Origin of the sequence: Geoalkalibacter ferrihydriticus DSM 17813 (assembly GCF_000820505.1) — a bacterium.
In the GTDB taxonomy this organism is placed as follows: domain Bacteria; phylum Desulfobacterota; class Desulfuromonadia; order Desulfuromonadales; family Geoalkalibacteraceae; genus Geoalkalibacter; species Geoalkalibacter ferrihydriticus.
In genome coordinates, this window is sequence record NZ_JWJD01000001.1 from 765,876 (window position 1) to 778,924 (window position 13,049).

General features: G+C 60.6%; 11 protein-coding genes. All 11 read left to right on the forward strand.

Translation table 11 applies throughout. The annotated features are described in order from the left end of the window. Positions 1-5 precede the first annotated feature (5 nt). The 11 genes from GFER_RS03710 to GFER_RS03755 all read left to right on the forward strand — a co-directional run bounded on the left by GFER_RS03710 (position 6) and on the right by GFER_RS03755 (position 12,719). Positions 6-1,868, forward strand: coding sequence for a CheR family methyltransferase (locus tag GFER_RS03710; protein WP_052445922.1), 1,863 nt, complete (start codon positions 6-8; stop codon positions 1,866-1,868). Between the two features lie 12 nt (positions 1,869-1,880). Further along, on the forward strand, positions 1,881-2,411 hold the full coding sequence (locus GFER_RS03715; RefSeq protein WP_040096171.1) for a chemotaxis protein CheW: 531 nt from the start codon (positions 1,881-1,883) through the stop codon (positions 2,409-2,411). 120 nt (positions 2,412-2,531) lie between these two features. Further along, positions 2,532-4,307: a methyl-accepting chemotaxis protein gene (locus tag GFER_RS03720; protein WP_040096173.1), complete on the forward strand. Its 1,776-nt coding sequence runs from the start codon at positions 2,532-2,534 to the stop codon at positions 4,305-4,307. Between the two features lie 16 nt (positions 4,308-4,323). Next, positions 4,324-6,432: a hybrid sensor histidine kinase/response regulator gene (locus GFER_RS03725; protein ID WP_040096176.1), complete on the forward strand. Its 2,109-nt coding sequence runs from the start codon at positions 4,324-4,326 to the stop codon at positions 6,430-6,432. A gap of 188 nt (positions 6,433-6,620) precedes the next feature. Further along, the gene (gene cheB / locus GFER_RS03730; protein ID WP_040096179.1) at positions 6,621-7,664 is read left to right on the forward strand and encodes a chemotaxis-specific protein-glutamate methyltransferase CheB; all 1,044 of its coding nucleotides are present in this window, start codon (positions 6,621-6,623) and stop codon (positions 7,662-7,664) included. Between the two features lie 65 nt (positions 7,665-7,729). Continuing rightward, positions 7,730-9,175: a cysteine--tRNA ligase gene (gene cysS / locus GFER_RS03735; protein ID WP_040096181.1), complete on the forward strand. Its 1,446-nt coding sequence runs from the start codon at positions 7,730-7,732 to the stop codon at positions 9,173-9,175. A gap of 97 nt (positions 9,176-9,272) precedes the next feature. Continuing rightward, positions 9,273-9,683, forward strand: a complete 411-nt coding sequence (gene mce, locus GFER_RS03740; RefSeq protein ID WP_040096184.1) for a methylmalonyl-CoA epimerase — start codon at positions 9,273-9,275, stop codon at positions 9,681-9,683. Positions 9,684-10,042: 359 nt separating this feature from the next. Then, positions 10,043-10,552: a TlpA family protein disulfide reductase gene (locus tag GFER_RS17440; RefSeq protein WP_052445923.1), complete on the forward strand. Its 510-nt coding sequence runs from the start codon at positions 10,043-10,045 to the stop codon at positions 10,550-10,552. Positions 10,553-10,841: 289 nt separating this feature from the next. Then, the gene (locus tag GFER_RS18870) at positions 10,842-10,985 is read left to right on the forward strand and encodes a hypothetical protein (protein ID WP_153304549.1); all 144 of its coding nucleotides are present in this window, start codon (positions 10,842-10,844) and stop codon (positions 10,983-10,985) included. 92 nt (positions 10,986-11,077) lie between these two features. Continuing rightward, positions 11,078-12,433 (forward strand): hypothetical protein, encoded by a 1,356-nt coding sequence (locus GFER_RS03750; protein ID WP_040096186.1) that lies wholly within the window; start codon positions 11,078-11,080, stop codon positions 12,431-12,433. A 103-nt stretch (positions 12,434-12,536) separates the two neighbouring features. Then, positions 12,537-12,719 carry a hypothetical protein gene (locus GFER_RS03755; RefSeq protein ID WP_040096188.1) on the forward strand — a complete coding sequence of 61 codons (183 nt, stop codon included), beginning with the start codon at positions 12,537-12,539 and terminating at the stop codon, positions 12,717-12,719. The last annotated feature ends 330 nt before the right edge of the window (positions 12,720-13,049 follow it).

Here is a 13,049-nt window from a genome sequence, read left to right on the forward strand (position 1 = left end):
GGAGTATGGGAGGGACTGAGAACCGCAACAGGCCCGTGCGGGTGTGGATCGCCGAAACACCCAGCGGCCTGTGCGGCGATCTTTTGCCGGCCCTGAATGCCGCTGGATTTGAAGTGCACTGCATTGCCGCCGGCGATGCGCCTTTGCCGCCGGTGCGGGCCACGGATTGCGACGTGTTGATCCTCGGCATCGAACTACCGAGCCCCCAGGGGCTTGAGCGGCTGCGGCGCTTTGAATGCGGCCGCCTCAGTCGGCAGGTGCCGGTCATCGTCGTCGCCGATCGGCCCGAGCTTGAATATGAGCTGCCCGATGCCTTCGATTTTCTCAACTCTCCCGTCGATCTGCCGCGCCTGCTTGCAGGAATCAGGCGGGCCGGAAGCATGCACCGCCTCGAGCTGGGGGCATTGCAGCCCCTTGAGGATTTGGATCTGGGTTTGTTTCAGAATTTTCTCGTGCAGCACAGCGGCCTGCATTTCGACCAACGCAACCTGCGCATTCTGCAGCATGGATTGACACGCCGCATGCGCGCCCTGGGGCTCAGGACCTATCGCGAGTACTTCGCGCATCTGGAAACCTTCCGCGAGTCGCGCCGGGAACTCAAAAAACTGCTCAGCCTGCTGACGGTCGGCGAGACCTATTTCTTTCGCTATCTGGCTCACTTTGAAGCTCTGCGCCATCAGCTGCTGCCGGAACTCATTGAGCGCAACCGCGAGCGGCGCAGCCTGCGGCTGTGGTCGGCGGGCTGCTCCACGGGAGAGGAGCCTTATTCTCTGGCGATTCTGCTGCGCACCCATTTTCCGCAGCTGCGCGACTGGAATCTGCGAATTCTCGCCACCGACATCAATCACCGCGCCCTCAATCAGGCGCGGCAAGGCGTCTATGGGCCGCGCTCTCTGCGGGTGACCGATCCCGCCCTGGTCAACACCTGGTTTGAGCCGCGCGGCCATGAGTTTGTTCTCGACCCGAGAATTCGCGAAATGGTCGATTTTCGCTATCTCAACCTGCAGACCGGATGCTATCCGGATGCGCGCGAAGATATCGCCGACTTCGACATTATTTTTTGTCGCAACGTGCTGATCTATTTTCGCCAGGCAACCAGCCGCAAGGTCGTCGCGGGTTTTGCCCGCTCCCTGGCGCCGGCCGGCAGCCTGTTTCTCGGCCATGCCGAAACCCTGGTGCACCTGTCCCAGGAGTTCAGGCGTGAAACTTACCAGCGCAATTTTTATTACCGGTTGCCCGCCGCCGCCCAGTTGGCGGTTGAGACCCCCGCGCCGGGAGAGACCCCGGCTGTTTTGCAACCGAATTCCTCCCCGGCCCCGTGCACGCAGGCCCAGGAGAGCGCCCCGCAGCCCGCGTCTTTCGACGTGAACGAACTCTATCAGCGCGGTCTCGAAGCCTTTCACCGCGAAGAATTCGCCGTTGCCGAAGCCTGCTTCGCGCAAATTCTTGCAGCGGATGAGCGGCATTGCGGTGCCCTGGTCGGAAGCGGTTTTGTTTTTGCCAATCGCGGCGACCTTGCCCAGGCGCGCACCTGCTGCGAGCGGGCCCTCGAGGCTGATGATCTCAGCGCCCAAGCCTATTTCCTCAAGGGCTTGCTGCTGGAACTTGAAGAATGCTGGCACGAGGCGCGCGAAGAGTATCGTAAGGCGTTGCTCATCGATCTGGATTTCATCATGCCGCATTTTCATCTGGGCGCAATTTACGAGCGCCTCGGCCAGGCGGCCGCCGCTCGCCGTGAAATCCGCAACAGTCTGCGGCTTCTGGAGCGGCTGCCCAACGAAACCCTGGTGCCCCTGTCGGGAGGGCTGACCCGCGAGGTTTTTCTTGAAGTCTGCCGCGACCATCTCGATCAGTTGCCACCAACCTGAGGAGCCTGATGCATGGCCGAGAAGTCCGACCCTTTGCAGGATATCCGCGCCGCCCTGGCTGCGGTGCGCGAGGATTACTGGCACAGCCTGGAGCAGCGTGACGCCGTGGACGCCGAGGCGATGCGTGAAGTGTTGGTCGTGCGTATGAACGCTGAATGGTTCGGCCTGCCCGGAGCCTGTGTTCGCGAGGTGCTGCGTGTGCCGCCCCTGGTGCGGGTCCCCGGCGCCGCGGCGCACATTGCCGGAATCATCAGCCTGCGCGGGGAAATCCTCACCGTCACCGATCCGCGCGCCACGTTGGGAATGGCGGGCGTCGCCGGCGCCGCGCAAGGTCGCCTGGTGGTGGTCGGGGTCAATGAATTGTGCACGGCCCTGCTGGTGGATGAGGTCCGCGACCTTCGCGCCATCGCCGAAGCCTGCGTTGAGTTGCCGAGCGAAAGCGAGGGGACCGCGCGGCCTTTTGTCCTCGGGCGCGTGCCCCAGGAAGAGGGTTTGGTCACTCTGCTGAATGTGGATTGGATTCTCAGCGGCGCGCGCGCGTAAGTCGGGCGCGCGCCTGAACTTTTTTGGTGGCCCGGGAGCGCCCGACTCCTGCGCCGCCGTTGCTCTGACGGGTTGGCTACGGGCGCGGTTCGCAGCGCCCCCCTTCATGCGAGGTTGTATATGTTTTCATGGATCAGGAAAAGCATTTCCCTCAAGATCACCTTCTCGCTGGTGGTGGTGCTGGCGCTTCTGGCAAGCCTGTTCACCGCCATTGTCGTCCAGCAGCGCGGACAGGTGCTTAAGGAGCAGATGCAGACCAAGGCCCGTACCTTTGCCCTGGTTGGGGCCCGCGCCGTCGAGCAGATTCTTGAAGAGGCTCTGGCGAGCGGTCGTTTCACCCGCGCGGAGATTTTCGATACCGATTATCGCCGCATCACCGAGGGACCTCTGGCCCGTGCCCAGGTGGAAAAATATCATACCGCCTACGACGCTTACCTCGATGCGCGCCTGCCCACCATTATCGATTCCCTTCTCGAAGAAGACCCCGGCGTGGTCTTTGCCATCCCCGTTGATCGCAACGGCTACCTGCCTACCCACAACCGCCGCTACGCCCAGCCCCTGACCGGCGATCCCCAGCGCGATCTGCAAGCCAACCGCACCAAGCAGATGTTCAACGATCCCGTGGGTCTGCGCGCGGCGCGCTACGACGGCGGCGACGGCCAGGGTGTGCTGCACCAGGTCTATGAGCGCGACACGGGTGAAGTTCTGTGGGATATCAGCGTGCCGATTTACGTCGGCGGCAATCACTGGGGCGCTTTTCGACTGGGCTTTTCCATCGATGAAACCCAGCAGCAGGTCGCGAAACTGCGCAACCAGATCAGTTTTCTCATGCTGGGGCTGTTGGTGGTCGCCGCGCTGGCCATCTATTTTCTCGTGCGCCACCTGACTCAGCCGCTCAAGGCTCTGACCCGGAGCGCCGAGCGCATTTCCCAGGGCCACGCCCAGGAGCTTATCCCGATCCGTTCCCAGGACGAAATCGGCAGTCTCGCCGAGGCGTTCAATCACATGACGCAAGTCATCCTGCACAACCTCCAGGGAGAAATCGAGCGCAGCGGGCGCCTGATTCACAACGTAAAAGAGGCCGTTCTGCAACTCTCCTCGGCCTCCAACGAAATCATGGCCATCACTTCGCAGCAATCCTCGGGGGCCAGCCAGCAGGCCGCTGCAGTGCACCAAGCGACCTCCACCGCCGAGGAGTTCGCCGCCACCGCCCGCCAGGTGGCGGAAAATGCCAAGCGTGTCGAGGGCTTGGCCGAGGACGCGGTGAAAGCCGGGCATCGGGGCAAGGCGGCGGTGGACGATGCCGGCGAGGGCATGGATCTGCTCCGCGATCAGGTCCAACAGATTGCCGAGGCCATGCTCGAACTCGGTGAAAATTCGCAAAAAATCGGCGGCATCGTCGATCTCATCGACGAAATCAGCGACCAGACCAACCTGCTGGCCCTCAATGCCGCCATTGAGGCTGCCGGCGCCGGCGAAGCCGGGCGGCGCTTTTCCATTGTCGCAGGCGAGGTAAAGCGGCTTGCCGATCGCACCGCCGACGCGACGCGCCAGATCAACGGACTCATCGAGCAGATTCAGAAATCAACCAACGCCACCATCGTGCAGACCGAAGAGGGCACGAAAAAGCTCGACAACGCCAACAGGCGGGTGGCGCGCATCGCTGAGTCCCTCGACAAGATCATTGCCGGCATCGACGAAACAACCACGGCGGCGCGCGACATCAAGGTGTCCACTCAGCACCAGTTTTCCGCCAGCGAGCAGATGACGGAAACCATCAGCGAGGTGCGTGATGTCGCCTCCCAGGTGGCGACCAGCGCCGAGGAAACCGCCCATTCCGTCGCCGAACTCAACGAGCTGGCCGAACGCCTCAAACAGTTGGTCGAGGAACCCTGAGCGGAAATCATCTGCCATGGATAAAAAGTATTTCGTCATTTTTACCCGCGAGGTTAAGGAGCATCTGAATGTGCTGCGCCAGGGCTTCCTCAATCTTGAGGAGGGCGCGGCGCGGCCAGAACAGGTGCATGCCTTGCTGCGCAGCGCCCATACCCTCAAGGGCGCGGCGCGCATGCTCGGTTTTGGCGACATAAGCCGCCTGGCCCACAGCCTGGAAGACACTCTCAAGGAGCTTGAGGACGGCACGCGTGTCTGCGACGCCGCCCTGGCCGACCTGCTGCTGCTGGCTACCGATGCGCTTGAAGCTCTGGCCGCCCAGGCGGTGGGCGGTGCCGTCGCGGATTTCGATCTCGACCTCCTGATAGCCGGGCTGCGCGCCGGGGAGGTGCCCGCCGCGCCCCACCGCTTACCGGGGCCCCAGGCGGCACAAGAAGAAATGCCCGGACGCGGCGATGACAGTGTCAGGGTTGGCGTCGCACACCTTGACCGGCTGGTCAATCTCGTCGGCGAAAGCGCCCTGGCCGCCGGGCATTTGCAGCAGTGCGACACCCGCCTCCAGGGACTGGAGCGCGATCTGGAAGCGTTTCTCGGAGGTCTGCGGCGCGAGGAGAATTATCGCAAACTCAGCGCCATTCTTGGGCGCATGCAGGACATGCGGCGGCAACTGGAAAAAGACCTTGTCGCCTTTCATCTGAGCAGCGAATTGCTTACCCAGGAGGCCGAGGGTCTGCGCATGGTGCCCCTGGCACTTCTGGTCGAGGATTTGCGCCGGGTGGTGCGCGATCTGGCCCGCGAGCAAGGCAAAGACCTCCGCTTTCGGGTCAGCGGTGAAGAGGTTGCCATCGATCGCCTGTTGTGGGAAACCCTGCGCCCGGCGCTGATTCATATGTTGCGCAACGCCGTCGATCACGGCATCGAAAGCCCCTCCGAGAGACGCAAGGCCGGAAAGAGGGCAGGCGGCGAGGTGACCCTGAGCGCTCATTACGAGCGCAGCGGGGTATGCATCAGCCTTACCGATGATGGGCGCGGCATCGATCCCGCCGAGGTGCGTCGCACAGCGCTGGCCCAGGGCGTGATCGAGGCCGAAGAGGCGGCGGCCCTCAGCGACCAGGAGGCGGTTTATCTGGTTCTGCGCCCCGGATTTTCCACGCGGACCGATCTGAGCGACGTTTCGGGGCGGGGTATCGGCATGGATGTCGTGCGCGCGGGTATGGAGCAGATCAAAGGCAATCTGGCGATCCATTCGCAACCGGGAATCGGCACCGAAATCCGCCTGGACATGCCTCTGACCCTGGCGCGACTCGCCGGGCTGATCGTGCGCTGCGAAGGCGAGCGTTATGTGCTGCCCCTGCAATATGTGAACGCCGTGCTGCATTTGCGTGAAACGGATGTCGTCACCCAGGGGGGGCGCGAGTTGGTGCGCATCGCGGACCAGACCCGCCCTCTTTTCGCCCTGCGCGACCTGCTCGGACTCGCGTCGCGGCAGCTCGTCGATGCGCGCCGCATCCCCGCGGTGGAACTGCGTCACCAGGAACGGCAAGCCGTGTGGGCCGTCAGTGAGATCCTCGGCATGCAGGAGGTCGTGGTCAAGAGTCTCGGCCCGCAGTTGCGCTCCGTGCCCGGGTATGCGGGGGCCGCGCTGCTCGGCGACGGATTGCCGGCGCTGATTCTCTCGGTGCCCGACCTTTTCGCGCGCCGCCGGCCGGCCGCCGCCCCGCATGTGCGCGCCGACCTGGAGGCCGCCCGGGCGCGCAAACGGCGTGGCCGGGTGTTGGTGGTGGATGACTCCATCACCACCCGTACCATGGAAAAAAACATCCTCGAAACCCAGGGTTATCAGGTCGAGGTCGCCGTGTCCGGCGAAGAAGCCCTGAGCATTCTCGCCGCACGCAACTTCGACCTGATCGTCACCGACATCGAAATGCCCGGTATCGACGGTTTTGAACTCACCCGGCAACTGCGCGCCGGCGACGAACAAAGCGAGGTACCCGTGATCATCGTCACCTCGCGCGCCACCGACGAAGACAAACGACGCGGCATCGACGTCGGCGCCCAGGCCTATATCGTCAAAGGCAGCTTTGACCAGGGCAAGCTGGTGGATGCGGTGGAGACACTGATCGGCTAAAGGCTGTCCGTGGTTCGTGGTCCGGTGGCAAACCATTTGATTTTTTCGGGATATGGAACACAATTGTCACTGACAACTGACAACTGACAACTGACAACTGACAACTGACAACTGACAACTGACAACTGACAACTGACAACTGACAACTGACAACTGACAACTGACAACTGACAACTGACAACTGACGAATGCCGAAAGACAAAATAAACATCCTCATCGCCGACGACTCCCTACTGACCCGTGTCGTTTTGCGTGACATTCTTCAGCGCGATCCCGACATCCGCGTGGTGGGCGAGGCGCGCGACGGGCGCGAGGCTCTGGATGCCGTGCTGCGCCTCAAGCCCGATCTGGTCATCATGGATGTCGTCATGCCGGTCATGGACGGCATCGCCGCCGTCAAGGAAATCATGGCGCGCCGGCCGACGCCGATCCTGGTCCTCTCGGCCAACGTGCGCCCCGGTGACGCCCGCGGCGCCTTCAATGCCATCACCCTGGGCGCTCTCGATGTCATGGAAAAGCCCCGCGGCGCGGTTCAGGAAGTGTTCGCGCCCCTGGCGCAGCGGCTTATCGACAAGGTCAAAGTGTTGGCCTGCTTGCCCGTGCGCCTCATTCCCGCTTCCAGCTCCTCCCGCGCGCCCTCCCGTGCCGTTGAGGCGCAGCGGCGCTCAATTCTCGCCATAGGCGCCTCCACCGGCGGTCCCAAGGCAGTGCTCAGCCTGTTGCGGCAGTTGCCGCCCGACACCCGCGCACGAATGCTTGTGGTTCAGCATATCGCCCAGGGCTTTGCCGAAGGCTTTGCGCAATGGCTCGAACGCGAAACGCCTTTTCCGGTACGCACCGCCGCCGATGGCGACGCCCTGCGCCCCGGGCTGGTCCTGGTGGCGCCCAGCGATCGTCACATGGAAGTGCGCGCTGATCGCATCCGCCTGACCGACGGGCTGCCGGTCAACAGTTGTCGGCCCTCTGTCGACCTGCTGTTCACTTCTCTCGCCCATCAGACGCCGCGCGAGGTGGCCGCCGTGCTGCTCACCGGGATGGGCCGCGACGGCGCCGAAGGTCTCGCTGCCCTGCGGCTGGCGGGCGCGGCCACGCTGGTTCAGGATGAGGCGAGCTGCGTGGTCTTTGGCATGCCGCGCGCCGCCATCGATCTCGACGCCGCCCAGCAGGTGCTGCCCCTCGATGAAATCCCCCGTATGCTCGCGCGGATTCTGGACCGCACCGAGCGTTTGTGATAAGTTCCCAGAACAATTCACGATAAGCTTTTTCACCGCTGAGCGCGCAAAGGAGCCCCACTTCCATGAGCATCCGCCTCTTCAACACCCTCACCGGCCGTAAGGAAGATTTTCAGCCCCTTGATCCCGGCAAGGTCAGGATGTATGTCTGCGGCGTCACCACCTACGATTACTGCCACATGGGCCACGCCCGGGCCAATATCGTTTTCGACATCGTCTATCGCTACTTCCGCTATCGCGGCTTCGATGTGACCTACGTGCGCAACTACACCGACGTTGACGACAAGATCATCCAGCGCGCCAACGAGCGCGGCATCCCCAGCCACGAACTTGCCGAGCAATTCATCCGCGCCTTCGACGAAGACATGGCCGCGCTGGGTCTTGATCTGCCAACATCTCAGCCCAAGGCCACCGAGCACATCGGCGACATCATCGCCCTCGTCGAACGCCTTATCGAGCGCGGCATGGCCTATGCGGCGGGCGGCGACGTGTATTTCAGCGTTGAGAAATTTCCCACCTACCTCAAGCTTTCCAAGCGCAATCTCGATGAAATGCAGGCCGGCGCCCGCATCGCGCCCGGCGAGCACAAGCGCCATCCCATGGATTTCGCTTTGTGGAAGGCCGCCAAGCCCGGCGAGCCGGCCTGGGATTCACCCTGGGGCCCGGGCCGTCCCGGCTGGCACATCGAATGTTCGGCCATGAGCATGGCCTTTCTCGGTGAATCCTTCGATATTCACGGCGGCGGCAAGGATCTGATCTTTCCCCACCACGACAACGAAATCGCCCAGAGCGAGGCCGCGACGGGCAAGCCCTTCGCCAAGTACTGGATGCACAACGGCTTCGTCAACGTCAACCAAGAGAAGATGAGCAAATCCCTGGGCAATTTCTTTACCATCCGCACCATCCTCGAGAAGTTCGACCCCGAGGTGGTGCGCTTCTTCATCCTCACCGCCCATTACCGCTCGCCCATCGATTTTTCCGATCAGAACCTCAAAGAAGCGCGCGCCGGGCTGACCCGCTTTTACGAGGCCCTGCAGGCCGCGGCCGAGCTGCTTGCCGATTTGCTGGCAAGCGAAGCCGCCTCCAATGAAGGCGCCCAGCTTGAAGAGCGTTTTCGCGCGGCCATGGACGACGATTTCAACTCCGCCCAGGCCATCGGCCATCTCTTTGACGCAGTGCGTTCTCTCAACCGTCTTCTGGGCGAAAAAAAGCTGCGTAAGAGCCCGGAAAAATTGGCCGCCTTGCGTGACTTGCACGACGCACTCCTGCGCCTCGGCGCGGTTCTCGGGCTCTTCACGTCCGATCCGGCTGCCTGGCTGCGTCGCCGTAATCTCGACGGCCTCAAAGAATTGGGCCTCAGCCCCGCCGAGATTGAAGCGCGTATCGCTGAACGCCTTGAAGCCCGCGCCGCCAAGGATTTTGTCCGCGCCGACCAGGTTCGTGACGAGCTGGCCGCCCAGGGCGTGCAGCTCCTCGACAGTCCCCAGGGCACCATCTGGAAGGTGGAGTAGGACGATGAACCGCTATGAAGAAGATTGCCTGCGGCTTATAGAGGTTCCTTGAGTCTCTGGTGTCCCCTATGTCCTATGTTTTTTACAGGAGCTACCCATGACCACCAAAAAAATCAGTCATGTCGGCATTGCCGTCAAAAGCCTCGATGCCGCCGTGCCCCTCTACCGAGACGTGCTCGGCATGGAATTCGAGGGCACCGAAGTCGTCGCCGAGCAAAAGGTTAAGGTCGCCTTCTTTGTTTCCGGTGAAAGCCGCATCGAGCTGCTTGAAGCGACCAGCCCCGACTCGCCCGTGGCCAAATTCATTGAAAAAAACGGCGAAGGTGTACACCATCTCGCCTACGAAGTCGATGATTTAAAAGCCACCCTTGCCCGGCTTCAGACTCAGGGAGTGCGTCTCATCGACAGTGAACCGCGCCGCGGCGCCCATGGCACTGCCATCGCTTTTCTGCACCCCAAGGCCACCGGCGGGGTGCTCACTGAATTATGCCAGCCCGCGCAAGGCTGAGAAAAAATCAAAACAAACAATGTTTTTGACAGGGAAGGACTGTTTCTGGCAGGTTAACCTACCGAAAGAACTGAATTGTTTTTTTAGGTTGACACCTGTCGCGAAATAAAAGAATCTAGATTGGCCTGTTTTTAAAACGCTACACCAAAATTTGTGTTGCTTGACATGTGTGTCATGCCCGGTAAACTGTTCCTCGTTTGATTGGGTAACTCGCGTTTTGCCGGGTGAGATCCAAGGGTGGTGGCGCGAAACGCAGCGACGATCCTTGGTTTGGGAGGGAGTATGAACCGTCGGCGCTCCGGATGCACGCCAGGGTCCGGGAGCCAGGCAGCCGTCGCAAACCCATCCCGGAGGTTCCCATGAAAAAAGTTATTTCGCGCGTTCTCGTTTTCCTGCTCGCTCTGCTGGTGTTTTCGGTCCTGCCCGTCGCGGCGCTTGAGCGTGGCGACCAGGCTCCCGATTTCACCCTGAAGAATCTCGACGACCGCGAAGTCAGCCTGTCCGACTACCGCGGCCGCATTGTGTTGCTCAAGCTGGCCACCACCTGGTGTCCAACCTGCAAGCAGCAGACCGACGATATCCTGCGCGTGGGCGAGTTGCTGGCCGAGCACGAGGTGGTTGTTCTTGAAGTCTTTGTCCAGGACTCCGAACGCATGGTGCGGCGCTATCTGCGCGGCAAGACTTTTCCCATGACGTTCGAGGCGCTCATGGACAATGGGCGCGCTCACCGCGCCTACAATGTTTATCTGATCCCGCGCATGCTGATTCTCGACCGCGATCACCGCGTCTACCACGATGGCGGGCAGCTTTTCGAGGAAGACCTGCGGCGTCTGGTCAAGGAAGTCGCCGCTTTGCCCGCGGGCGAATAGGGCCGACGCACCCGTCGCCCCGGTTTTTACGGCCTGTTGCCGACTGTGGCGTAGCGTCTACACCTGTTGCAAATGCTCAACAGCCGCAGCCTCGCGGTGTTTGGATGGAGGGCCGGGTCGGCAAAAAAAACGGCAGTTTTTCGGCTGGTTAGTCGGATTAAAATTTTTATGGCTCCGGTTGAATGTTGGCATCTGAATTGCTGTAAGGTGAAAAGGTGTTGATTTTTGTCGACAAATCCGGATAAAACTTCAGAGCAAGAACTGAATTGATGGGAAAGGAGGTGACAAGATGAAAAAGCTCATGACCCTGATCATGGCGTCCATGATCGCTGTGTCCTTCGCGGCCTGCGCCCCGATGAAGACCGACGAACAAGTTCGCGTCAAGTGCCCCGCCTGCGGGTACGAGTTCGAAGCCCCCAAGCACCACAACTAAACCGATCATGTCGGCCGCGCCATACACACTTGAAGGGCGGCCCGCAGTGATCCACCCCAACAGATTGTTTTATTTGCATTCAGGAGGCCAAAGTGAGTAAGAGCGTTAAGACTTTCATAGCCGTGGCTGCGATGCTGGCTGTTGCCGCACCCGCCATGGCCGATTTCAAGTTCAGCGGTGAATTCCGCGTGCAGGGGAACCACTATACGTCCGCTCATATGGGTGAGCAGGATGCCCGCAGCCACAACATCATTCAACAGCGTTTCCGTCCCAAACTCGACTACCGCGTCAACGATCTGATCAGCCTGACCTACTTCGCCGAGGTCGACACGGTGTGGGGTGAGACCCTTGCAACTGGTCGCGACGGCCGCGTCGGTTCCGACGGCTACAACGTCCAGACCAAGAATCTCTATGCCGACATCAAGATCCCCCAGATCGACAGCAACTTTCGCCTCGGTCTGCAGGGTCTGCGCGACTCCTTCAGCGGCGTGGTGTTCTTTGATGACATGGCTGCCGCCAATCTGACCGGCAAGCTTCCCATGAACATCGACTATCAGTTGTTCTACTCCAAGTGGGACACCAATGCTTACGCAGGCAGGGATCGCGTTGGTCTGCGCACGGAGTACAAAGATACCGACTTCTACGGTGTCGACGTATCTCATCGCTACGGCGATTTCGCTAAAGCCGGCGTCGCGGTGTACTACCTGGACAACAAGAGCATGTTTGATGTCGATAACGTGCCCGCTGGTGGCGAGGGCCTGAACCTCGACGCCGAAATGTGGTGGGCCGGTCTCTATGGCGACTATCGCTTCGCCAACTTGGCCTTCCAGGGCTTTGCTCTCTACCAGTTCGGTGAAGTTCTGGACAATGCCCCCACCAACACCTATGTCGACAGCGAAGCTTGGGCCGCCAGCGCCAAAGCCTCCATGATTCTGCCCAACGGCGATATCGGCCTGCGCTACATCTGGTTCAGCGCCGACGACAGCGAAACGGATGCCGATCGTTTCTACCTCTCCCAGGGCAACTATGAGTTCACCGACGAGAACCTCATGATCTTCCTCGTCGACAAGTGGGTCAACAACGAAGGCAAAAACCGCCGCGCCATCACTGACGCTGTGGAAGCCGGCTACGGTCTGCATGCCCTCGTTGCCAGCGGCAACTTCCGCAACCTGCCCATGAACACCTACGTCAACCTCGGCGCCGGTGCCTTCTTCGTGTCCGACAAGAACCCCGACGGCGGCGATTTTGGTCCCGTGAACCGCACCCTCGGCTATGAAATCGCAGCGCGCATCGGCAAAGTGTTCGCCGACAAGTTCGACGTCAGCCTGCGCGGCGCTTATGCCTTCCTTGACGATTTCTATGATGATGCCGACGAAGATCGCTTTAATAACAATAATGACGCCAACGACGTCTACTCTGTCGCTCTGATGGCCCGTATTCCTTTCTAAGGATCAGCCAAGCGTCAAACGATTTTCTGAATTCTGATCGACTTTTCGGCCGGGCCCTGTGCCCGGCCTTTTTTTGCCCTCCTGCCATGGGGACGCTGTTTACATGTTGACCTATCCGGGTGAGGTTTCCGCCTGCACGATCACTCATCCATTTCCTTATTGCAATTTCAGTAAAAACCACCTTCAAATTCAGGTTTTTCCTGATAGGCAAGACGCTGGAAAAAAGAGTATTGTCTCCAACGTTGCACGGCAACTGATCGATCTCGGCGTCGGAGGGGGCGCCTGAAGGTCTCGCGTGTGAAGGAGGGGGCCGGTTTTTGTCGGCCGGAAAAATTTGCCGTGTTTGATTTGGGTCCGGACGATGAAATTCGTCCGGACCGTTTTTTTTTCAGCGGATTCCGTCTGATTGCTTGTGCAAGGGGAATGTGTTACTTTAGCCAGGTTCATGCTCGGTCTGTTCCTTGTGTCGGCAGGTATTGATTAATTGATGGCGTCGCAAAAAGGTCGCCCTACGGCGTTACGGTGTTTTTTCAGGACCTCGACATACCTGATGTATGCCTTCGCCCCTGAAAAAACACCAAGCCTTGTAGGACGAAATTTTTGCTTAGCCATTCTC